This is a genomic window from Bacillus sp. UMB0893, assembly GCF_002858905.1.
Classification (GTDB): domain Bacteria; phylum Bacillota; class Bacilli; order Bacillales; family Bacillaceae; genus Bacillus_P.
Map to the genome: position 1 here is coordinate 285,176 of NZ_PKLB01000006.1, position 21,159 is coordinate 306,334.

The following is a 21,159-nucleotide window of genomic DNA, read 5'->3' on the forward strand; positions in this document are numbered from 1 at the left end:
AAAGTTCTTCTCCCACAAAAAAACTGCCCAGGATCAAAATCCCGGGCAGTTCTCATGCAAACATTATTTTCTTAAGTTATAGAAAGTGTGGATTCCATCGTATCTAGCTGTGTCACCAAGCTGATCTTCGATGCGAAGAAGCTGGTTGTATTTTGCAACACGGTCAGTACGTGATGGAGCACCTGTTTTGATTTGGCCAGCGTTTGTTGCTACAGCGATGTCAGCAATTGTGCTGTCTTCTGTTTCACCAGAACGGTGAGAGATTACAGCTGTGTAGCCAGCGCGTTTAGCCATTTCGATCGCATCAAATGTTTCAGTTAATGTACCGATTTGGTTAACTTTGATAAGGATTGAGTTGCTGATTCCTTTTTCAATACCTTCAGAAAGTTTTTTCGTGTTTGTTACGAATAGATCGTCACCAACTAATTGAACTTTGTCGCCAAGGCGCTCAGTTAATAGTTTGTGGCCTTCCCAGTCGTTTTCGTCTAAACCATCTTCAATTGAGATGATTGGATATTTTGAAACTAGATCTTCATAGAAGTCTACCATTTCAGCAGATGTTTTTACTACGCCTTCACCTGTAAGGTGGTATTTTCCATCTTCTTTGTTGAAGATTTCAGAAGCAGCAACGTCCATAGCAAGTTTCACTTGCTCGCCTGGTTTGTAGCCGGCTTTTTCGATTGCTTCAATGATTGTTTGCAGAGCTTCTTCGTTTGAGCCAAGGTTTGGAGCGAATCCGCCTTCGTCACCTACAGCAGTGTTAAGACCTTTGCCTTGAAGAACTGATTTAAGGCTGTGGAAAATTTCAGCACCCATACGAAGTGCTTCGTGGAAATCTTCAGCTCCAACCGGCATAACCATGAATTCTTGAATGTCAACGTTGTTATCAGCATGCTCTCCGCCGTTGATGATGTTCATCATTGGCACTGGCAATGTTTTAGCGTTGAATCCGCCAAGGTATTGGTAAAGTGGAAGTCCAAGGAACTCAGCTGCCGCACGAGCTGCTGCCATAGATACGCCAAGGATTGCGTTCGCACCTAGTTTACCTTTATTTTCCATACCATCAAGTTCGATCAAAAGGTGATCGATTGCAACTTGCTCAGTTACGTCGAAACCTAATAGTTCAGGAGCAATCACTTCGTTTACGTTTTTAACAGCGTTTAAAACGCCTTTTCCAAGGTAACGGGATTTGTCGCCGTCACGTAATTCTACTGCTTCATATTCACCAGTAGATGCGCCAGATGGAACTAGTGCGCGTCCCATAGCACCTGTTTCTGTGTGTACTTCTACTTCAACTGTCGGGTTACCGCGTGAATCTAATACTTCGCGTGCAAATACATCAACAATGTATGGCATAATTTATTTCTCTCCTTTTAATTGGTTTATTTTTTAATTAATGTTTTACCTGTCATTTCTTTTGGAAGGTCTACTCCCAGCAGGTCAAGCATGGTTGGTGCTAAATCACCCAGAATACCATCTTCTCTTAAGCCGGCAACTTCCTTAGTAACGATTACAGGAACTGGATTTGTTGTGTGTGCTGTCATTGGCGTGCCTTCAAGCGTTATCACTTCATCAGCATTCCCATGATCTGCTGTGATAATCGCTGCTCCGCCCTTTGCAAGAATCGCATCAACGATTTTTCCAAGACATTCATCAACTGTTTCAATTGCTTTTACAGTCGGTTCTAGCATGCCTGAATGTCCAACCATATCCGGGTTGGCGAAATTCAGAATAATTGCGTTATGTTTATCCGCTTCAATTTCACCCAGTAACGCGTCCGTTACTTCGTAGGCACTCATTTCCGGCTTCAAATCATAAGTAGCAACCTTTGGTGAATTAATTAAAATGCGCTCTTCACCTGGGAATTCTGCTTCACGTCCTCCGCTCATGAAAAATGTCACGTGCGGGTATTTTTCCGTTTCAGCAATCCGAAGCTGGGTTAACCCGTTTTGCGCAAGAACTTCACCTAGTGTGTTATCTAAGTTCGTTGCTTTAAAAGCAACATACCCATCTACTGTTTCACTAAAATGAGTCAAACATACAAAATGCAGGTTTTTCGGATGCTTTGGTCCACGGTCAAATGAACGGAAGTCTTGGTTTGTGAATGTGTTCGAGATTTGAATCGCACGATCAGGGCGGAAATTATAGAAAATAACCGCATCATTCTCACTGATTGTTGCAACTGGTGAACCGTCTTCCTTTGTCATAACAGAAGGAATAACGAATTCATCATGGATTCCATTTTTATATGAATCTTCAACTAAGTCAAGCGGATCTGTATAAGTCGGGCCCTCGCCATAAACCATTGCGCGGTATGCCTTCTCAACACGATCCCAGCGCTTGTCACGATCCATAGAGTAATAACGGCCTGAGAGCGTTGCTATCGCGCCCACTCCATACTCTTCTATTTTTTCGTTCAATTGTCTGATATAACCTTCTGCTGTTTGCGGTCCTACGTCACGGCCGTCAAGAAATCCATGAATATAAACATTCTGAACCCCTTCTTCTTTTGCCAGTCTAAGCAAAGCAAAAAGATGGTCAATATGACTATGAACGCCTCCATCAGAAAGCAATCCGAAAACATGAAGGTTTGTGCCGTTTTCTTTTACATGATTCATTGCTGAAAGGAAGGTTTCATTTTTTTCAAATTGGCCTTCTCGAATGGCAACGTTCACACGTGTCAAGCTTTGGTAAACGATACGGCCGGCACCAATGTTTAAATGCCCGACCTCTGAATTCCCCATTTGTCCTTCAGGCAAACCGACTGCTTCGCCGCTTGCCGTTAAAGTAGCATGTGGATACTGATTCCAGTATCGGTCAAAGTTTGGTTTTTTCGCGTGAACAACCGCATTACCCTTCACTTCGCTGCGCAGCGCAAACCCGTCAAGGATAATTAAGGCTACCGGTTTCTTACTCATGTTGTCCTGCCTCCAAAAGCTGTAAGAAAGATTGTGGCTCAAGACTTGCTCCGCCGACTAAAGCGCCGTCGATGTCTGACTCTGCCATGTATTCCTTGATGTTTTCAGGCTTTACGCTGCCGCCGTATTGAATGCGAACTGCTTCAGCCACTTCTTGTGAAAATTGTTCTGCTACAACTGTACGGATGTGGGAACATACGTCATTTGCATCTTTCGCAGAAGAAGATTTGCCAGTGCCGATTGCCCAGATAGGCTCGTAAGCAATGACAGTTTGTTTTAATTGCTCGTCTGTTAAACCGGCAAGTGCTTTTGTTACTTGATCTGCAACAAGATCGTTCGTTTTGCCTGCTTCACGCTCTTCAAGCGTTTCCCCGCAGCAAACGATCGGCACAAGACCATGCTTGAATGCAGCAGCAGTCTTCTTGTTTACTGTTTCGTCTGTTTCAGCAAACATTTCGCGTCGCTCAGAGTGACCTAAGATCACGTAGCTTACGCCTAAGTCTTTAAGTGCAACAGGACTGATTTCGCCTGTGTACGCACCATTTTCTTCAAAATGCATGTTTTGAGCACCGATTTTCACATCGTATCCTTTAGATGCCTCTACAAGACGATCTAAAAAGAGTGCAGGAGCACAAACAACAGCTTCAATATTATCAGAGGAAGGAACTAATCCTTTCACTTCTTCAATAAAGCCCGTTGCTTCGCCCATTACTTTGTTCATTTTCCAGTTACCAGCGATAATTGGCTTTCTCATCACGAACACCGTCCTTAAAAAGCAAGAATTTATTTATCGTTTAATGCGACAACTCCTGGAAGTTCTTTTCCTTCCATAAATTCAAGAGATGCGCCGCCGCCTGTAGAGATGTGATCCATTTTGTCTGCCATGTCGAATTTCTCAACTGCAGCTGCAGAATCTCCTCCGCCAATGACTGTGTATGTATCATTTGCTTCCGATAGTGCTACAGCCACAGCTTTTGTTCCTTCAGCAAATGCATCTAATTCAAATACGCCAAGCGGTCCGTTCCAGATCACAAGCTTCGAATTTTTAATAACATCTGCATAGATTTCACGTGATTTTGGTCCAGCGTCAAGACCTTCCCAATCACTTGGAATGCTGTCGATTGGCACTACTTTAATATTTGCATCGTTTGAAAAATCATCCGCAACAACGACATCAACAGGCATATAGAAGTTCACGCCGTTCTTTTTCGCTTTTTCCATGAATGATTTTGCAAGGTCAACTTTATCTTCTTCAAGAAGAGATTTCCCAACTTCGTGGCCCATTGCTTTAATGAATGTATAAGCAAGACCGCCGCCGATGATGATGTTGTCTACTTTATCTAAGAGGTGATCGATCACACCGATTTTGTCTTTTACTTTTGCGCCGCCAATGATAGCTGTAAAAGGACGCTCAGGATTTGATAATGCTTTGCCCAATACTTCTAATTCCTTCTCTAAAAGGAAACCTGCAACTGCTGGAAGATGGTCTGCGATGCCTGCTGTTGAAGCATGTGCACGGTGCGCTGCTCCGAATGCATCATTTACATACACATCAGCTAGATCAGCGAATGCTTTCGCAAGCTCAGGATCATTTTTCTCTTCTCCTGCATAGAAACGGACGTTTTCAAGAAGAAGGACGTCGCCTTCCTGCAAGTCAGCGATCTTAGCTTTTACAGATTCGCCATATGCTTCATCTGCTTTCGCTACATTTTTGCCAAGCAATTCTTGAAGACGCTCTGCAACTGCATTTAAACGAAGCTCCTCAACGACTTGTCCTTTTGGACGGCCTAAATGGCTTGCTAAAAGAACCTTTGCACCTTGCTCTGTTAAGTACTGAATGGTTGGCAAAGCTGCACGAATGCGTGTGTCATCTGTTACTTGGCCATCTTTCATCGGCACGTTAAAATCCACACGGCAGAAGACAACTTTCCCTTTTACCTCGATGTCTTTTACTGACTTTTTGTTCATCTTCAGGAATTCCTCCTTTGATTGGATTGGTATTGCATACAAAGCAAAAGGGAGGGGGACTGTATTCCCCTTCCCCTTTGAACTCATTATAACCTTTGTTTCGTCTGTATCCAAGTCGCGAAAGACTTAAGGTTTAAAGACCTTTAGAAGCGATGTAGTCAACTAGGTCTACTACACGGTTAGAGTAGCCAGACTCGTTGTCATACCAAGAGATAACTTTTACCATGCTGTCTTCCATTACCATTGTAGATAAAGCATCAATTGTAGAAGAAGCCGGGTTGCCGTTGTAGTCACCAGAAACTAGAGGCTCTTCGCTGTAGTTAAGGATTCCTTTTAAAGCACCTTCAGAAGCTTCTTTGAATGCAGCATTTACTTCTTCAGCTGTTACGTTAGTGTCAAGCTCAGCAACTAAGTCTACTAAAGAAACGTTAGGTGTTGGAACACGCATAGCTCCACCGTTTAATTTGCCTTTAAGCTCAGGCAATACTAGAGAAACTGCTTTTGCTGCTCCAGTTGAAGTAGGGATGATGTTTTCAGCTGCTGCACGAGCACGACGGTAGTCTTTGTGCGGCAAGTCAAGAATTTGCTGATCGTTTGTGTATGAGTGAACAGTTGTCATCATACCGCGTTTGATGCCGAATTTGTCGTTAAGAACTTTAGCGAATGGCGCTAAGCAGTTAGTAGTACAAGATGCATTTGAGATAACATCGTGGCTTGCAGCGTCATATTTGTCATGGTTAACACCCATAACGATTGTGATGTCTTCATCTGTTGCAGGAGCAGAGATGATAACTTTTTTAGCGCCTGCTTCTAAATGTTTCGCAGCGTCTGCACGTTTTGTGAAGAAACCAGTTGATTCAACAACTACTTCTACTCCGCGCTCGCCCCAAGATAATTTCGCAGGATCGCGTTCTGCTGATACTTGGATTGTTTTGCCGTCAACAACCAGGTTGTTTCCGTCTACTTTCACGTCAGCATCTAATCTGCCATGAATTGAGTCATATTTTAAAAGGTGAGCAAGCATGTTAGCGTCTGTTAAGTCGTTAACCGCTACAACATCCACGTTAGGATTTTTTAGTGCTGCACGGAATACGTTACGTCCGATACGTCCAAAACCGTTAATACCAATTTTTACTGCCATAATAGAAATTTCCTCCTTTAAATAAGTGAGAGATTTTTTAAAATATATAATTAGGGATTAAGATCCCTTATTAACTCTTTCGCGGCGCCTTCATCCGTTATGAGAATGGAATCAGCTGCCTGTTTCAGGTACGCCCGAATTGCATTCGCTTTTGATGCTCCGCCCGCAACTGCGATGACGTCCTGAATGTTCTTTAAGTCGCTAAGCTGCATGCCTACAGTCTGCACCTTATGAACAACTTCTCCTGTTTGATTGAAATAATACCCAAACGCTTCTGCCACCGCTTGACCCTTTTCTATCTTTATGTAGTCTTCTGGCAGTGTTTTACGGCGTTCCGCCATTGTCTTAGCGTCTCCTATTCCATGAACAACCATACTTGAAGATTTGATAAGCATGAGCAGCTCTTTAATCGATGGTTCTTCTGTAATTGAGAGATAGGCTTCCTTGCTCAGCTGATCTGGAACATGAAGCAGACGGTAATTCCCCATCGCTCGCTCAGCCATCTTTGCACAGATGGTGTTGGCCTGGTTTTCAACATTCTCTCCAAGTCCGCCTCTGGCAGGAACATAAAGCTGTTCGCGATTTTTGCTGTCCGGCGTCATCATTTCAGCGACAGCTGCAAGTGTTGTTCCACCAGTGACAGCGACGATATTTTCTCCTGTCAGCCGCTCTTTTATGCATGCGACACAGGCTCTCCCCATTTCTTTCTTAACCCATGAGAATTGATCGCTGTCACCGGATACGACGATGACTTTGTTTAGATTCAAACGTTCCTTTAATGTATTTTCCAAAAACGTTAAACCTAAAACATCTTTCATTGTTTCTTCAAGAAATCTTAACAGAGATGATCCTTCCTTCGTTAATGTCATGCCAGAAGGAAAAATATCGATCAAATTTTGATCTTTCAAAAATTGAACTTCCCCTCTTAAAACCCTTTCACTGATCCCCAGACTAGTTGATAAACTGCGACGACCGATTGGCTGCATGAGTCGAATGTACTGAAGGATCTGATAACGTTTTTGCATAACTTGAAGCAGATCAGGCAATAATTTTTTTTGGACTTCTATAATTGACCTCATTTTTAAAATCCCTTTCAAAGAACATACGGGACAAAAAATGTCCCTCTATGACGTAATATGTCCCACTAACGCTAAAAAAAATCATCCCTGCTATATCTTCATTTTAACAGGGTGAAAATGCTTATTCAACTATTGTTTCTTGAATTTTGTCAAGTAACCGCTTTCTTATAAAATCTTTTTTAATTTTACCGTAGCCAAGCATTTTTCCGTCATACTCTACGACCGGAATCATCAGCTGATACTGTTCGAGCAATGCATCATCTTTATAAATATCCACCACCTCAATTTCAATATTCATGCTTTGTTTAAGCAGATTCAATTCCTCAAACGCTTCGTCGCAAAGCGGACATCCAGCTCTTGAATACATTTTGACACGCATTCTATTACACATCCTAATATCGTTTTCTGACAGCTGATGATGCAATTCCTAATTGATCTCTATATTTTGCCACTGTTCTTCTAGAGACATCGATATTATGCTCCTCTGACAGTTTGGCAACAATTTTCTGATCTGACAGCGGTGTGAGTTTATCCTCCCGCCCTATCATTTGTTCAATAATTGTTTTAACAGCAGATGCGGAAATATCTGGAGAAGACTGCTCCAATCCATTTGAAAAAAAGTACTTCAGTTCATAAAGTCCATGTGGTGTTTGAACATACTTCTCTCTAACAGTTCTGCTGACAGTTGATTCGTGAACTTCGATGGCATCCGCAACCGTCTTTAATGTCAGCGGTTTCATAAATAGTTCGCCTTTTTCAAAAAAATCAGTTTGTCTGCGCACTATTTCTTTCATCACTTTCATCATTGTATCTTTTCTCTGATTCAGCGTTTTAATGAGCCATCTGCATTGATTAAGCTTTGAAGAGAGATAATTCTTCACGTCTGCATCTTCTGTAGAAGAAAAATCAGCTTCATATTTTGAATTGATGGTAACGTTTGGGGAAACTTCATCATTAAACATGACTTCCCACTCATCATGAATTTTCGACACAATTAATTCAGGTACGATATAGTTTTCATGGACATGATGATAAGCTAATCCTGGACGCGGATGCAAGGTTTTAATAAAGTCCTGAACACTTTGAATCTCTTTTAAATCAAGTTTTGTTTTCTTAGAAAGCTCTTTCCACGCTTTTTCTGCAAAGAGATAAAAGTGGTTATTCACGATCAGTTCAGCTGTCTTATTCCGTTCAGGCAGCCTTGAAAGCTGAATGGATATGCATTCCTGCAGATTTCTTGCACCTACTCCTGCGGGATCAAGATTTTGCAGGACGATTAATTGTTCATGCAGATCTTCAAGACGAATGCTGAATTTATCAGCTAATAGACTAAGATCGGCTTCTATATAACCATTCGGATCAAGCGCCTGAATCAGAATATGCAGCGCTCTTTTTTCTGTTGCAGACAGCTTCATGCCGAGAAGCTGTGCTTCTAAATGCTGTTGCAAAGTTGAGACATGACTTGAAACGTTTTCAATCATGTCGCTTTTCTTTGACGTACTTGTCGCACGTGTTCTAGATGAGGTATGATACAATACGCTTGAATCTTGCTTTTCTTTTAATTCTACGAGGGGATTTTCAAGGGTAAGATCCTCTATATAGGAGACTAGCTCTATAGAAGAATATTGAAGAAGAGTAATCGCTTGCTTTAGTTCTTGAGTCATATTGAGTTTTAATGATTGCTCTTGAAATAAACCGACTTTCATATCCATAGTTCGTTCCCCCTAAAATCATTTTACACGAAAACGGTCCATCATTGTATGGAAAGAACTTCAAAGGAGAGATATAAATGAGTGAGTTATTTTCAATTCCCTATTTTGAGCAAAATTTTAAAGAGCATATTAAACAAAACGAAAATCAAGTACCAAAGCTTGATGCTATGAATCGCTATTATCGTTCTGTTGTATCAACTCTGGTACAAGATCAGCTCACAAAAAATTCAGTTGTCTTGAAACGAATTCAAAATCTGGACGAAGCTTATAATACAGTCAAATCAGAAAAATAATTGAAAAATTTACCTGTTCACAAAGTGAGCTGCATCCTTTAAAATAGGTATTGTTGAGTCGTCAAGCACGGCAATATACACTTCTTGTCCAGTGCGGCTTACTGGACTCTTACATATTATTTTTTATTCCATTCAAACATGCCCCGAAAGCTTTTGCTGACGGGGCTTTTTTTTGTAAATTTTTTTATATTGCGCTGTTCAATTTGAATATTTTTCACTCCTTAATATGTAAATGAAGAGAGCCGCCTTTCTAAAAGGCGGCTCTCTTTGTTCATTTAAAGGAATCTATCATTTTTGAAAGGACCAGCTAATAAAAACTGGTCCTTTCTCAGGTTGACGCGCTCGAAGGGATTCGAACCCCCGACAGACGTGGTACCGGAAACCACCGCTCTATCCAACTGAGCTACGAGCGCACATATAAACTTTATTGGTCAGTAGCGCTATTATACGATAATATTGCACAGATTAGCAAGCGGATTTTTTGCTTCCAAGTCCTCCAATCTATTTCTATCATAAAGCAGCGGCATTTAAGTCAGAAAAGAGGATATTTTTAAGGTCTGCCGAATATGTTATGTTACAATGCACATATGCTGAAAAGGCCGTTCTCAACCGTTTGAAAAAAAGAAGATATGGGAAACATGGTTACAGTCAGCAACTCGGGGCATATACATAAAAGGTGCAAGAAAGAGCATGAAAGTACAGCGTTTCGTTTGACCTTTATTGACCATAGTTGTATGATGAGAGTACATAAAATTTACCTTTATTTAAAGGAGGAAACACGATGAATTTAATTCCTACAGTTATTGAACAAACGAACCGCGGTGAACGTGCATACGATATTTACTCACGTCTTTTAAAAGACCGTATTATTATGCTTGGCAGCGGTATTGATGACAACGTAGCAAACTCAATTGTTTCTCAGCTTTTGTTCTTAGAAGCAGAAGATCCAGAGAAAGACATTTCCATCTACATTAACAGCCCTGGCGGATCAATTACAGCTGGTATGGCGATTTACGATACGATGCAATTTATTAAACCGCAAGTATCTACTATCTGTATCGGGATGGCAGCTTCAATGGGAGCTTTCCTTCTTGCAGCTGGTGCAAAAGGGAAACGCTATGCTCTTCCGAACAGTGAAGTCATGATCCATCAGCCACTTGGCGGCGCTCAAGGTCAGGCAACTGAAATTGAAATTGCGGCAAAACGCATTCTTTTCTTACGCGATAAATTAAATCAAATCTTATCTGATAGAACAGGCCAGCCTATTGAAGTGATTGCACGCGATACAGACCGCGACAACTTCATGACAGCAGAACGTGCACTTGAGTACGGTTTGATCGATAAAGTAATGACACGCAACACATTACCGGATAAAAAATAAGAGATTGCAGCAGAACGGCAAATTGCCGTTCTGTTTTTTTGTTTTTAGAATGAGCTGCATATGGGTATTTAAGCTTTTCCTCTTGAGTTTGAATTGTGAATCTGCTTAAATTCCAAGATAACGGCCGCCTATTTTTATAAACTGGACTTTCATTTTCAATTTTTGGCCATTAATTTGCAAATATCAGGTTTTTATTTTCATTTTTACAAATATGCCCTTTTAAACCTCATTTTTCAAATATAAAAAAACGGCCCCGCAGGCCGTTTTTCACGCTTCTTGCTTCACATATTCTGTTAAAACCTCTAAAGCTTCTGATTCGTCATGGCCTTCTGCAATGAGTGTTACAACTGAACCGCTGCTGATTGCTAGGCTCATTAATCCCATGATACTCTTTGCATTGACCTTTTTCCCGTCTTTTTCTAAAAAGATATCTGATGAATATCGATTTGCTTCCTGTACAAATAGTGCTGCGGGACGGGCTTGCAAGCCTGTCTTCAATCGAACTTCGACCTGTTTCTCAACCATATGGATCCCCTCTTCTTTCCCCTTTTTATTTGATTGTGACCGGCTGACCATTTCTTAGCTGTTCTGCAATTTCATCCAGTTTTCTTAGGCGGTGATTGATGCCTGATTTGCTGATTTTTCCGCTTGATACCATTTCACCCAGCTCTTTAAGCGTAACATCCTGATACTCTACCCGAAGTCTCGCTATTTCGCTTAATTTGTCGGGCAGTGCTTCAAGACCCATTTTTTCATCGATAAACTTAATATTTTCGACTTGGCGTATGGCTGCACCAATGGTTTTATTTAAGTTAGCGGTTTCACAATTAACGAGACGGTTTACGGAGTTTCTCATATCGCGTACGATCCGGACATCCTCAAATCGGAGCAATGCCTGATGACCGCCAATAATGCTGAGAAAGTCTGAAATTTTCTCTGCTTCCTTTAAATAAGTAATGTATCCTTTTTTCCGTTCAAGTGTTTTACTGTTCAAATGAAAGGAGTTCATTAATTCACAAAGAGAATCGTTATGCTCTTTGTATAATGAAAAGATTTCTAAATGATATGACGAAGTTTCTGGATTATTAACAGAGCCTCCTGCCAAAAAGGCACCTCTTATATAGGATCGCTTGCAGCATTTCTTTTTCACAAGTTCTTCAGAAATGCTTCTGACAAATGTAAAGTTTTCTCCAAGGATATTAAGATCCTCTAATATTTCACGAGCCTTCTCAATCAGCCGAACGATATAGACATTATTCTTTTTCAAACGCATTTTCTTCCGTACAAGCAGCTCGACAGAAACGTCATACTGCTTTTTTAAGAGCGTATAAATTCTTCTAGCAATTGCCGCATTTTCGGTTTGAATGTCCAAAATTAATTTTCGATTCGAAAAAGAAAGGGAGCCGTTCATTCGGATGAGTGCAGATAACTCCGCTTTTAAACAACATTGCTTAATTTCTATGTTGGTTAATTCTTTTTTTGTTTCAGAAGCAAAGGACATCTTTTCTGCACCCTCCATTCCTTATGAATGCATTCGTTTGCACTCTTTATTCGTTAAACTTGTATTCGCATTAATTGATGCTTGTGTATGGTTTTGCAGACGCACTTAGTTCTCAGTCTTGTTCTTTTCTTCTAATATGAAGATACATGACTAATTAGACCTGTAAATTCTGTAAAAACATCAGCCTTCGTTAAACAAGCATTTCATACAGCAGCTTAGCTACCTTTACCGTATCATGACGAATCACATTATTTTCATAGGATACAATTTTATCATGGACGATTTCCAGTCCTAAATCGCGCAGTGCTTCTATGTCATAGTGAACGGGTTTCGCCAGCTCTTCTGCATATAGTGCTTTCATCATATCAGGAATTTCATCATCATTCACTAATATTGTATCGATGAAGTTCATTTTCATATGATCATAGAGGGCTCTGACATGATCACTGGCTGTAAAATCAAGCGTTTCACCAGCCTGTGTCATCACATTGCATATATAAACCTTCTTTGCCTTAGCCTTGCAAACCTCGTCTCCTATTTTAGGAACGAGAAGGTTTGGCAATATACTGGTATACAAGCTGCCAGGTCCAAGAATTATTAAATCAGCCTGACGAATGACTTCAATGGCTTCTTCCAGAGGCTCGATTGCTTCCGGAGTAAGAAACACCCTTTTGATTTTCTTTCCTGAGTAGGGAATTTTCGACTCACCTGACACAATGCTTCCATCTTCCATTTCAGCATGAAGAACGACACTCCGGTTTGCAGCAGGCAGCACCTTTCCACGTACATTCAGAACTTTGCTCATTTCACGTACCGCATGAAAAAAATCGCCTGTAATGTTGGTCATCGCCGCCAAAATTAAATTTCCAAGAGAATGGCCTGTAAGATTACTTCCTTTATTAAAGCGGTGCTGAAATAAATCTTCTACTAATGGTTCTACATCTGAAAGCGCAGCTAACACATTGCGTATGTCACCTGGAGGCGGAATTTTAAGTTCATCTCGGAGCCTGCCAGAGCTCCCGCCATCATCTGCGACAGTCACGATTGCTGTAATATCTACAGGGTATACCTTCAACCCTCTAAGCAATACAGATAAACCGGTGCCCCCGCCGATGATGACTACTTTTGGTTTATTTGAATCTGTCACTTAATGACGGCTTCTCCGCTCAATATCACGGTGTGATACGTGCGTTTGGTAGTCATCTTTATAATGCTTCGCAATGTATTCCGCCAAAGTAACCGATCTATGCTGGCCGCCTGTGCATCCAATCGCAATGACAAGCTGGCTTTTTCCTTCTCTTTTATAATAAGGAAGCATGAAAGTCAGAAGATCCAATACCTTTTCTAAAAACTTCTGGGTCTCTGTCCATTTTAAAACATACGAGGAAACTTCCTCTTCAAGACCGGTTTTCGGTCTCATATGATCAATATAGTGTGGATTCGGCAAAAATCTGACGTCAAATACTAAATCTGCATCAATCGGAACTCCGTATTTGAAACCGAATGACAGCACATTGACAGAGAATGTATGTTCAGCATCTTCAGCAAACTGCTGCAGTATTTTTTCACGAAGCTCACGCGGCTTTAAATCTGATGTATCAAAAATCAGCTGGGCACGGCCTTTCAGTTCCTCAAGCAGTTCGCGTTCATGCTTGATGCCTTCAAGAGGCAGGCCTGTCGTTGCAAGCGGGTGTGAACGGCGTGTTTCTTTGTAGCGAGTAACCAATGTTGTATCCTTTGCATCTAAAAACAAAATTTGCGGATTGATCCAGGTTGTTTCTGCGATGTCATCCAGCGCCTGAAATAAACTTTCAAAAAACTCACGGCCGCGCAGGTCCATGACCAGGGCTACCTTATTCATTTTTGAGCCTGATTCTTTCATGAGCTCCAGAAATTTCGGCAGCAATGTAGGCGGAAGGTTATCAACACAGAAATAACCTAAGTCTTCAAAGCTTTGAATGGCAACTGTCTTTCCTGCTCCTGACATGCCTGTAATGATGACCATTTTTATGTCTTGTGCACTGCCTGTACTCATGCCAATCGGCCTCCTCCCGTTTTTTACGCTATTATATAAATGAATGGATGTCTTATTTTGATGATTACTGAGGATCTAAGCGATACGCCAGTAATTCAAAATCAGGTGTATACGTAAATGTGCCGTATATTAAGCCGGCACCTTTCATCATAAATTCAAGAATATGATGATCACCGGGAGCCATCGGCAAAGCCCCGACTTCTTCAGTACTATGCCACTGAAGTTTGCCTTCCTCAGACTGTGCAACATTCTCCCCGGTAAATTCTGAAGCAAAAAACGTAAACATCATCCACTCTGAGACAATTTCATTTCCATCTTTAATGATAAAGGTAAAGATGCCTTTTATTTTTGGGTTTTTTAAATATATGCCTGTTTCCTCGCGATATTCTCGGATGACAGTATCTTTAATCGATTCTCCCTGTTCCATTTTTCCGCCAGGCGCCACCCACCATCCTCTTCTCGGTTTTTGCAGGAGAAGAATTTTATTGTCCTGTACTAACACGCAATTCGTTACTCTTTGCAAAAGTCTTTCACCTCTGGGTTTGTTCGGGTAGGTATATACATTTATTATTATACTATTTCAAAGACAGCCTCACAATGAACGCAGGCTTTGAATGGACTTATTTTTTAGCTGGAATCTGAGAATGATTGTATTTCGGGTGAAAGGTATAAAAGGTTTCAAGGAAATGTACAAAAAAAGGAGTACGGGAAAGGGCGCCCGTACTCAAAAGTTTATTTATAAAAGGGGGTCAATTACTATTTATATAGTACCCCATTAATGTTTCAGTGGTGTTACAGGATAGTTAAAACCGAGTTACGTTTTTGTTAACAGTTTAAAGCAGCAATGAAATCTAGTTGGCTGCTTTGATTTTTTCCAGCAATTCTTCTACATAATGCTGAGCACTTTGAGCTGCAATTGAACCATCACCCGTAGCAGTTACAATTTGGCGCAAAGATTTTTCGCGAATGTCGCCTGCAGCAAAAATGCCCGGCACTTTCGTTTCCATTCTTTCATCCGTCTCGATATAGCCGTTTTCGTTAGTGATGCCAATAGAAGCAAACGGTTTTGACAGCGGCAGCATTCCAATATAAATGAATACACCATCTGCATTCATTTCAGTCTCTTCGCCGGTTTGAGTGTTTACAAGTATTGCACTGCCAACCTTGCCGTCTTTTTCATTGATTTCTTTAATTGTATGATTCCAGATAAACTCTACTTTTTCATTATCAAACGCGCGCTGCTGCAGAATTTTTTGAGCGCGAAGCTCATCGCGTCTGTGCACAATTGTCACTTTAGTTGCGAAACGTGTTAAATACACACCTTCTTCAACCGCTGAGTCGCCGCCCCCGATGACGATAAGCTCTTTGTTTTTAAAGAAAGCTCCATCACAGACTGCACAATAGGAAACCCCTCGTCCGCCTAACTCTTTTTCGCCCGGAACACCGATTTTTTTATATTCGGCACCTGTTGAAATAATGATTGAGCGGGCTTTATATTGCTTGCTGCCTGCTACAACTGTTTTGTATTCCTCGCCGTCAATAATTTCTTTTATATCACCGTATGCATATTCCGCACCGAATTTCTTCGCATGGTCGAACATTTTAGTCGATAAATCCGGTCCAAGGATATGATCGAAACCTGGATAGTTTTCAACATCCTCAGTATTTGCCATTTGTCCGCCCGGAACGCCGCGCTCAATCATCAAAGTCGAAAGGTTCGCTCTGGATGTATAAACGGCTGCCGTCATTCCTGCAGGACCTGCACCAGCTATAATCACATCATAAATTTTTTCTTCAGACATACTAGTATCACTCCTTGCGTTCGCAGCAATTGATCATTTATGAACTTGCTTTTCATCATACTCCTATCCTATAAAAAATAAGCTCACCATGCCATCTTTTTGCTCACGACCATAATTTCTTAATGACGGTAGAATACTTCGAAAGAGTTTTGCCGGAAATCGAATATTGCTTCGCCATTTCTGTCTGTGTTACTTTAAACCCATTTTCTTTTTTCCACACATATTCGAGTGCCCCTGCCCATGCAAGATGATTCTTAAGCGGAAGTTCTTCTCTTTTTGCTTTTAAGGCTGTTTTTAAGAAAAACAAATAAAGTTCTTCGTTGAGAGTTTTATTATTTTCAAACAGCACTTGTGCAGCTTGATACGTAAACTTCAGTTTTTCAGAAACACTTTTTTTGATCTCTCCATTAACATGCGCAATTGCGAGATCCATAAACTCTTTTTCAAAGGATGATTGCGGAACTTTTGCTGTTTGGAAAACATGAATCTGATCGAGCTGCTTCGTTTCAGCGGCTAAAAAGATTGCAAGCAGACGCTCTTCAATCGACATGCTCATCGGTCTTTCCGTTGATTTCTCCTGTTGTGCCCAAGGTTCAGATCCTGCCTTATCAGGGTTAACATCCATGACCCGTTCCCAGCATGTTCTTGCGAAGTCTTCTTTTCCAGTATGGTAAGCGGAATAAGAAAGCCAATAGTAAAATGTGTCATCGCCATCAAAGCCTTGTCTATAAATCGCTCTCAGCCATTTATAAGCAAGTTCGTACTGGCCGACCAATGCAAACGTCGCTCCCAGCTTATAGCGGTGTTCAAATAGAATAGGATAAATTTGCCCAAGTCTTTGCGCTAACTCTTCTACTTTATCATCCTGCCGTTCATAATAGTAGAACACGAGCAAATTGCAAAGCGCATGCAGATTGCCGGGATTTTTGTCCAGCACCATATTTAAATAAACTTTAGCCTGTTCAACGTCTCCCGTATAAAAATAAGCCAATGACAAATTATTATACGCTGACCAAAACTCAGGAAACTCAGTGACAATCTCTTTTAACATCGAAATAGCCTCTTCTAATTTCCCGTTTTCAAGCAGCGATTTTGCTGTATCCTGTTTTACGATTAATTCATCCGAATCCAAATAAGCATCTTCTTCATCTGCTCCCTCAATGGTCAGCAAATCAAGGAGATCTTCCGTTTCTTCAATAAATTCACCGTTTGGTTCTTCTGTTTTATAGTGAATCGCACATTTATAGGCTTCATGGAAGAGTCCTAAATGCGCATAATTATTAGCCATAAAATAATGGCATTCTGTTAATGCTTTATCTATATTTGTAAGAATATATGTTAATAGCTCATTAGACTGCTGGTATTTCCCAAGCTCGGTATAGATGGATGCAAGCTGGCTAAGCATAACAGCATGATTCGGCTCAAGCTGAATCGCACGCTGAATCCACTTGCTGGCTCTCATTAGATCGCGTTCCCGATAGGCTTTCATGCCCTTACGGTAAAAGTACTGTCCGTCTTGGAAGAAAGGAACAATCTGAGCTTTTTTTTGCCTGTTAATCGACTGTTTTCCCACTGAAATCCTCCATTTCTTTACTTCTGCCGTAGGTTAGTATACCACACTGGGCAAGTACCACAATAGGATTGGTAAAAATTATTAAACGCATTGAAAAAAACAAGGATTTCGCCTTATATACCTTGTCCTAGCTTAGGCAAAATGAAAGTGAGGCAAACAGGAAAGGAGTAATTTTATGAAGATAATGTGGAAACAGTAAAATCTGCATCGAAGGTACGGATTTTATCATTTGGCCGAATCATGATTGATTTTGGCCGGATACTATTGATTTTCGGCCGGATTTACTAATAGTTTGGCCGGATTAACTTCGTATTTGGCCGGATAAATTAAAGAAGTAGCCGGATTATGTTTTCTTTCTTTCTGAAAAATTAATAGAAGCCCCCAATCCTGGGGACTTCTCTACTAACCTTCATTTTTCGTCGCATGCCGTTCTTCAAGCACGTTCAGTACATCATCAAGCGGCAGCTTTTGTTCTCTCAGCAGGACCAGCAGGTGAAACAGCAAATCGGCTGTTTCCCATTTCAGTTCATCGGCGTCTCGGTTTTTTGCTGCTATGATTACCTCGGCTGCTTCTTCTCCGACTTTCTTCAATATTTTATCAACGCCTTCAGTAAATAAGTACGTCGTATACGAACCTTCAGGGCGTTCTGCCTCTCTCTTTGCAATCAGCTTTTCTAATGTGTTTAGAATTTCAAAGCGCCCTGCAGCAGAGGGATTGGAATCTCCCAATACATTCTCTGTAAAACAAGAATAAGCTCCAGTATGACAAGCTGGACCAGCAGGCTTTACTAAAACGAGCAAAGCATCCTGATCGCAGTCATATCTTAAGCTCACAACCTCCTGAGTATTGCCGGAAGTCGCTCCCTTATTCCAGAGCTCTTGTCTTCTGCGGCTATAAAACCATGTTTCTTTCGTTTCTGCCGTTTTCTGCAGTGATTCCTCATTCATATAAGCTAGCGTAAGTACCTCTTTACTGACTGCATCCTGGACGATCGCAGGGACTAAGCCATTTTGATCAAATTTTACTGATTCAAGATTCATCTGACATTCACTCCCTGCGTTTTCAAATAGTCTTTTACTTCTCTTACGGACGTCTCTTTATAATGGAAAATAGAAGCCGCTAATGCCGCATCCGCTTTTCCTTTCAAAAATGCCTCGGCAAAATGCTCTGCGTTGCCGGCACCGCCTGAAGCAATGACAGGTACGGTAACAGCTTCGCTTACCATTTTATTTAATCCAAGGTCAAAACCGCTTTTCTCGCCATCACTGTTCATGCAGGTCAGCAGAATTTCTCCCGCTCCCTGCCGAACAGCCTCCTGAGCCCAATCAACTACTTCCCGCTCAGTGGCTTTTCTTCCGCCATGTGTATAAACAAAGTACTTGCCGCTCTCTTCATCAAATCTTGCATCAATGGCTACAACGATACATTGTGAGCCAAAAAAGCGGGCGCCTTCCGCTATCAATTCAGGTCGCAAAACAGCAGAAGTATTAACGGAAACTTTGTCTGCACCTGCACGAAGGATATTTTTCATATCAGTCAGCGAGTTAATGCCGCCACCGACAGTAAACGGTATCGCAAGCTTTGCTGCCACTCGTTCAACAACGTCAATCATTGTTTTCCGGCCTTCATGTGAAGCAGAAATATCTAAAAAGACAAGTTCATCTGCGCCTTCCTTATCATAAAAAGTTGCAAGCTCTACTGGATCGCCGGCATCTCTCAGCCCTAAAAACTGAATTCCTTTTACAACCCTGCCGTCTTTTACATCAAGACATGGAATGATCCGTTTTGTGATCATGCACGTCCCACCTCTTCCAAAGCTTGCGAAAGAGTAAATTGGTTTGTATACAAGGCTTTGCCTACAATCGCACCCGCAACTCCATCTTTTTGACAGGCTGAAAGCTCAACTAAATCTTCGAGCGAGCTCACTCCTCCAGATGCAATCACTTCTTTGCCTGTAACCTTTGCCATTTCAGAAACGGCTGCAATGTTTGGTCCTGAGAGCATGCCATCAGTTGCAATATCCGTGAAAATAAACACCTCTGCACCTGCTGCAGCCAGTCGGGCACCAAGATCGGCTGCTTTTACAGTTGAAGTCTCAATCCATCCTTCTGTAGAAACAAAGCCGTCTTTTGCATCGATGCCAATTGCTATTTGACTGCCATACTTGGCAAGCATTTTTTTCACAAAATCAGGATTTGAAATCGCCGAGCTTCCTAAAATAACGCGGGATACACCATTTGAGAGGTAATACTCAACATCGTCTTCGGTCCGAATGCCTCCTCCTATTTGCACGTTCGCATCCAGCTTTTGTGCTGCTTCAAGGACGTGGCTGTCATTCACTCGTTTGCCTGCTTTAGCACCGTCTAAATCAACCATATGAATCCATTTTGCCCCTTGCTCTGCGAATACCTTTGCCATCTCAAAAGGTGAATCGCCATACACCGTTTCCTTTGCATAATCGCCTTGAATAAGACGGACGCATTTCCCGCCGCGCATATCGATCGCAGGATAAATTATAAATTCACTCATGATTTCACCTTCTCTTCCACAATATTGACAAAGTTTCGCAGAATCCCGATTCCTAAATGACTGCTTTTTTCCGGATGAAATTGCGTTCCGAAAATATTCTTATCGCCAACAACAGCCGGAACCTCAACACCATAATCTGCACTGGCCAAAACAGTGTGATCTTTCTCAGCTTTTACATAATAAGAATGCACAAAGTAAGAATAACCTTCTTCTATTCCTTCAAGCAGATCGTTTTGAACATTCATCTTCAACCGATTCCAGCCCATATGAGGTACTTTCAGCTGTTCTTTTTTCATCAGCTCTTCAGGAAAATGAACGACTGTTCCTTCTAAAAGAGAGAGCCCTTCTGTCAAACCATTTTCCTCACTGGATTGGAAAAGCAGCTGCATACCCAGACAGATGCCAAGCAGCGGTTTCCCTTCACTTGCAATCTTCTGAATAAAGTCTTTTAGTTTCGTCTCATTTAAAATCGCCATTGCATCCTTAAAAGAACCTACGCCCGGAAGAATATAACCCTCCGCATTTTCCAGTTCTTCGGGGGTTTCTGATATAAAATAGCCAATGTTCAGCCGTTCTAGCGCCTTGCTGACACTATATAAATTCCCCATGCCATAATCAATGATTCCGATCATTTATAACATTCCTTTCGTAGACGGCACTCCTTTAATCCGCGGATCGATTGTTGATGCCTCATCAAGCGCTCTTCCCAATGCTTTAAAAACCGCTTCAATCATATGATGGGTATTGCGTCCGTAATGCACAATGACATGCAGGTTGATCCGTGCTTCAAGTGCAAACTTCCAAAGGAATTCATGAACAAGCTCCGTATCAAAGCTTCCTACAGTTGAATTTGGAAACTCGCCTTTAAATTCAAAGTGAGGTCTGTTGCTTAAATCAATGACAACCTGTGCGAGTGCTTCATCCATAGGGACCATTGCTTGACCATAGCGCTTAATTCCTTTTTTATCACCCAATGCCTCTCTAAAAGCCTGTCCGAGACAAATGCCGATATCTTCAGTTGTATGATGGCCGTCGATATCTGTATCGCCAATTGCTGCGACTGTTAAATCAAATTGACCGTGCTTCGTAAATAAATCTAGCATGTGTGTCATGAAAGGTACGCCTGTATTCAATTCGGAAATCCCTTCACCATCAATCGCTAAGGCAAGAGATATATCGGTTTCATTAGTTTTTCTTTGCAGGCTGGCTGTTCGTTCCATTTTGTT

General features: G+C 41.4%; 22 protein-coding genes and 1 tRNA gene. 2 read left to right on the forward strand and 21 right to left on the reverse strand.

What is annotated here, in order from left to right; translation table 11 throughout:
- Positions 1-63: 63 nt before the first annotated feature.
- The 8 genes from eno to rpoN form a co-directional block, all read right to left on the reverse strand.
- Positions 64-1,356 carry a phosphopyruvate hydratase gene (gene eno, locus CYJ36_RS15045; protein WP_101568076.1) on the reverse strand — a complete coding sequence of 431 codons (1,293 nt, stop codon included), beginning with the start codon at positions 1,354-1,356 and terminating at the stop codon, positions 64-66.
- A 26-nt stretch (positions 1,357-1,382) separates the two neighbouring features.
- Positions 1,383-2,918: a 2,3-bisphosphoglycerate-independent phosphoglycerate mutase gene (gpmI, locus tag CYJ36_RS15050; RefSeq protein ID WP_101568077.1), complete on the reverse strand. Its 1,536-nt coding sequence runs from the start codon at positions 2,916-2,918 to the stop codon at positions 1,383-1,385.
- Positions 2,911-3,672 carry a triose-phosphate isomerase gene (tpiA, locus tag CYJ36_RS15055; protein WP_101568078.1) on the reverse strand — a complete coding sequence of 254 codons (762 nt, stop codon included), beginning with the start codon at positions 3,670-3,672 and terminating at the stop codon, positions 2,911-2,913. The genes gpmI and tpiA overlap by 8 nt, the downstream gene beginning before the upstream one ends.
- Positions 3,673-3,701: 29 nt before the next feature.
- Positions 3,702-4,886 carry a phosphoglycerate kinase gene (locus tag CYJ36_RS15060; protein WP_101568079.1) on the reverse strand — a complete coding sequence of 395 codons (1,185 nt, stop codon included), beginning with the start codon at positions 4,884-4,886 and terminating at the stop codon, positions 3,702-3,704.
- Positions 4,887-5,019: 133 nt separating this feature from the next.
- Positions 5,020-6,027 carry a type I glyceraldehyde-3-phosphate dehydrogenase gene (gene gap / locus CYJ36_RS15065; protein WP_101568080.1) on the reverse strand — a complete coding sequence of 336 codons (1,008 nt, stop codon included), beginning with the start codon at positions 6,025-6,027 and terminating at the stop codon, positions 5,020-5,022.
- Between the two features lie 50 nt (positions 6,028-6,077).
- Positions 6,078-7,106, reverse strand: a complete 1,029-nt coding sequence (locus tag CYJ36_RS15070) for a sugar-binding transcriptional regulator (RefSeq protein WP_101568081.1) — start codon at positions 7,104-7,106, stop codon at positions 6,078-6,080.
- A 121-nt stretch (positions 7,107-7,227) separates the two neighbouring features.
- Positions 7,228-7,485 carry a glutaredoxin family protein gene (locus tag CYJ36_RS15075; RefSeq protein WP_101568082.1) on the reverse strand — a complete coding sequence of 86 codons (258 nt, stop codon included), beginning with the start codon at positions 7,483-7,485 and terminating at the stop codon, positions 7,228-7,230.
- Between the two features lie 13 nt (positions 7,486-7,498).
- Positions 7,499-8,818 carry an RNA polymerase factor sigma-54 gene (gene rpoN, locus CYJ36_RS15080; protein ID WP_101568083.1) on the reverse strand — a complete coding sequence of 440 codons (1,320 nt, stop codon included), beginning with the start codon at positions 8,816-8,818 and terminating at the stop codon, positions 7,499-7,501.
- A 77-nt stretch (positions 8,819-8,895) separates the two neighbouring features.
- On the opposite strand from rpoN, the gene yvfG reads away from it, so the two are divergent.
- Positions 8,896-9,111, forward strand: coding sequence for a protein YvfG (gene yvfG, locus CYJ36_RS15085; RefSeq protein ID WP_101568084.1), 216 nt, complete (start codon positions 8,896-8,898; stop codon positions 9,109-9,111).
- A gap of 337 nt (positions 9,112-9,448) precedes the next feature.
- Here the strand turns inward: yvfG and CYJ36_RS15090 are convergent.
- A tRNA-Arg gene (locus tag CYJ36_RS15090) sits at positions 9,449-9,524 on the reverse strand.
- A gap of 368 nt (positions 9,525-9,892) precedes the next feature.
- Between CYJ36_RS15090 and clpP the strand changes: the two genes are divergently transcribed.
- Complete coding sequence (gene clpP, locus CYJ36_RS15095) at positions 9,893-10,492, forward strand: ATP-dependent Clp endopeptidase proteolytic subunit ClpP (RefSeq protein ID WP_101568085.1); 600 nt, start codon at positions 9,893-9,895, stop codon at positions 10,490-10,492.
- 267 nt (positions 10,493-10,759) lie between these two features.
- Here clpP and CYJ36_RS15100 read toward each other — a convergent pair whose 3' ends face one another.
- From CYJ36_RS15100 to hisB, 12 genes are all read right to left on the reverse strand, one after another.
- Complete coding sequence (locus CYJ36_RS15100; RefSeq protein ID WP_101568086.1) at positions 10,760-11,017, reverse strand: HPr family phosphocarrier protein; 258 nt, start codon at positions 11,015-11,017, stop codon at positions 10,760-10,762.
- Positions 11,018-11,042: 25 nt separating this feature from the next.
- On the reverse strand, positions 11,043-11,993 hold the full coding sequence (gene whiA / locus CYJ36_RS15105) for a DNA-binding protein WhiA (RefSeq protein WP_101568087.1): 951 nt from the start codon (positions 11,991-11,993) through the stop codon (positions 11,043-11,045).
- A gap of 190 nt (positions 11,994-12,183) precedes the next feature.
- Entirely contained in the window at positions 12,184-13,140 is a 957-nt protein-coding gene (locus CYJ36_RS15110) for a gluconeogenesis factor YvcK family protein (protein ID WP_101568088.1), read from the reverse strand.
- A complete protein-coding gene (gene rapZ, locus CYJ36_RS15115; RefSeq protein WP_101568089.1) occupies positions 13,141-14,028 on the reverse strand; it encodes an RNase adapter RapZ in 888 nt (295 codons plus the stop codon).
- Positions 14,029-14,092: 64 nt separating this feature from the next.
- Positions 14,093-14,551, reverse strand: a complete 459-nt coding sequence (locus CYJ36_RS15120; protein WP_101568090.1) for an 8-oxo-dGTP diphosphatase — start codon at positions 14,549-14,551, stop codon at positions 14,093-14,095.
- Positions 14,552-14,879: 328 nt separating this feature from the next.
- Entirely contained in the window at positions 14,880-15,830 is a 951-nt protein-coding gene (gene trxB / locus CYJ36_RS15125; protein WP_101568091.1) for a thioredoxin-disulfide reductase, read from the reverse strand.
- A gap of 103 nt (positions 15,831-15,933) precedes the next feature.
- Complete coding sequence (locus tag CYJ36_RS15130; protein ID WP_257962491.1) at positions 15,934-17,403, reverse strand: tetratricopeptide repeat protein; 1,470 nt, start codon at positions 17,401-17,403, stop codon at positions 15,934-15,936.
- A gap of 402 nt (positions 17,404-17,805) precedes the next feature.
- Positions 17,806-18,444 (reverse strand): bifunctional phosphoribosyl-AMP cyclohydrolase/phosphoribosyl-ATP diphosphatase HisIE, encoded by a 639-nt coding sequence (gene hisIE / locus CYJ36_RS15135; protein ID WP_101568092.1) that lies wholly within the window; start codon positions 18,442-18,444, stop codon positions 17,806-17,808.
- Positions 18,441-19,199, reverse strand: coding sequence for an imidazole glycerol phosphate synthase subunit HisF (hisF, locus tag CYJ36_RS15140; RefSeq protein WP_101568093.1), 759 nt, complete (start codon positions 19,197-19,199; stop codon positions 18,441-18,443). Before hisF ends, hisIE begins: the two co-directional genes overlap by 4 nt.
- Complete coding sequence (hisA, locus tag CYJ36_RS15145) at positions 19,196-19,933, reverse strand: 1-(5-phosphoribosyl)-5-[(5-phosphoribosylamino)methylideneamino]imidazole-4-carboxamide isomerase (RefSeq protein WP_101568094.1); 738 nt, start codon at positions 19,931-19,933, stop codon at positions 19,196-19,198. The genes hisF and hisA overlap by 4 nt, the downstream gene beginning before the upstream one ends.
- Positions 19,930-20,565 carry an imidazole glycerol phosphate synthase subunit HisH gene (gene hisH, locus CYJ36_RS15150; protein WP_101568095.1) on the reverse strand — a complete coding sequence of 212 codons (636 nt, stop codon included), beginning with the start codon at positions 20,563-20,565 and terminating at the stop codon, positions 19,930-19,932. Before hisH ends, hisA begins: the two co-directional genes overlap by 4 nt.
- Positions 20,566-21,153: an imidazoleglycerol-phosphate dehydratase HisB gene (gene hisB / locus CYJ36_RS15155; RefSeq protein WP_101568096.1), complete on the reverse strand. Its 588-nt coding sequence runs from the start codon at positions 21,151-21,153 to the stop codon at positions 20,566-20,568.
- Positions 21,154-21,159: the final 6 nt, after the last annotated feature.

Bases quoted from the DNA above. Each gene is read 5' to 3' on its own strand.
- eno (WP_101568076.1), bottom strand. From the start codon at position 1,356: ATGCCATACATTGTTGATGTATTTGCACGCGAAGTATTAGATTCACGC.
- gpmI (WP_101568077.1), bottom strand. From the start codon at position 2,918: ATGAGTAAGAAACCGGTAGCCTTAATTATCCTTGACGGGTTTGCGCTG.
- tpiA (WP_101568078.1), bottom strand. From the start codon at position 3,672: ATGAGAAAGCCAATTATCGCTGGTAACTGGAAAATGAACAAAGTAATG.
- CYJ36_RS15060 (WP_101568079.1), bottom strand. From the start codon at position 4,886: ATGAACAAAAAGTCAGTAAAAGACATCGAGGTAAAAGGGAAAGTTGTC.
- gap (WP_101568080.1), bottom strand. From the start codon at position 6,027: ATGGCAGTAAAAATTGGTATTAACGGTTTTGGACGTATCGGACGTAAC.
- CYJ36_RS15070 (WP_101568081.1), bottom strand. From the start codon at position 7,106: ATGAGGTCAATTATAGAAGTCCAAAAAAAATTATTGCCTGATCTGCTT.
- CYJ36_RS15075 (WP_101568082.1), bottom strand. From the start codon at position 7,485: ATGCGTGTCAAAATGTATTCAAGAGCTGGATGTCCGCTTTGCGACGAA.
- rpoN (WP_101568083.1), bottom strand. From the start codon at position 8,818: ATGGATATGAAAGTCGGTTTATTTCAAGAGCAATCATTAAAACTCAAT.
- yvfG (WP_101568084.1), top strand. From the start codon at position 8,896: ATGAGTGAGTTATTTTCAATTCCCTATTTTGAGCAAAATTTTAAAGAG.
- clpP (WP_101568085.1), top strand. From the start codon at position 9,893: ATGAATTTAATTCCTACAGTTATTGAACAAACGAACCGCGGTGAACGT.
- CYJ36_RS15100 (WP_101568086.1), bottom strand. From the start codon at position 11,017: ATGGTTGAGAAACAGGTCGAAGTTCGATTGAAGACAGGCTTGCAAGCC.
- whiA (WP_101568087.1), bottom strand. From the start codon at position 11,993: ATGTCCTTTGCTTCTGAAACAAAAAAAGAATTAACCAACATAGAAATT.
- rapZ (WP_101568089.1), bottom strand. From the start codon at position 14,028: ATGAGTACAGGCAGTGCACAAGACATAAAAATGGTCATCATTACAGGC.
- trxB (WP_101568091.1), bottom strand. From the start codon at position 15,830: ATGTCTGAAGAAAAAATTTATGATGTGATTATAGCTGGTGCAGGTCCT.
- hisIE (WP_101568092.1), bottom strand. From the start codon at position 18,444: ATGAATCTTGAATCAGTAAAATTTGATCAAAATGGCTTAGTCCCTGCG.
- hisF (WP_101568093.1), bottom strand. From the start codon at position 19,199: ATGATCACAAAACGGATCATTCCATGTCTTGATGTAAAAGACGGCAGG.
- hisA (WP_101568094.1), bottom strand. From the start codon at position 19,933: ATGAGTGAATTTATAATTTATCCTGCGATCGATATGCGCGGCGGGAAA.
- hisH (WP_101568095.1), bottom strand. From the start codon at position 20,565: ATGATCGGAATCATTGATTATGGCATGGGGAATTTATATAGTGTCAGC.
- hisB (WP_101568096.1), bottom strand. From the start codon at position 21,153: ATGGAACGAACAGCCAGCCTGCAAAGAAAAACTAATGAAACCGATATA.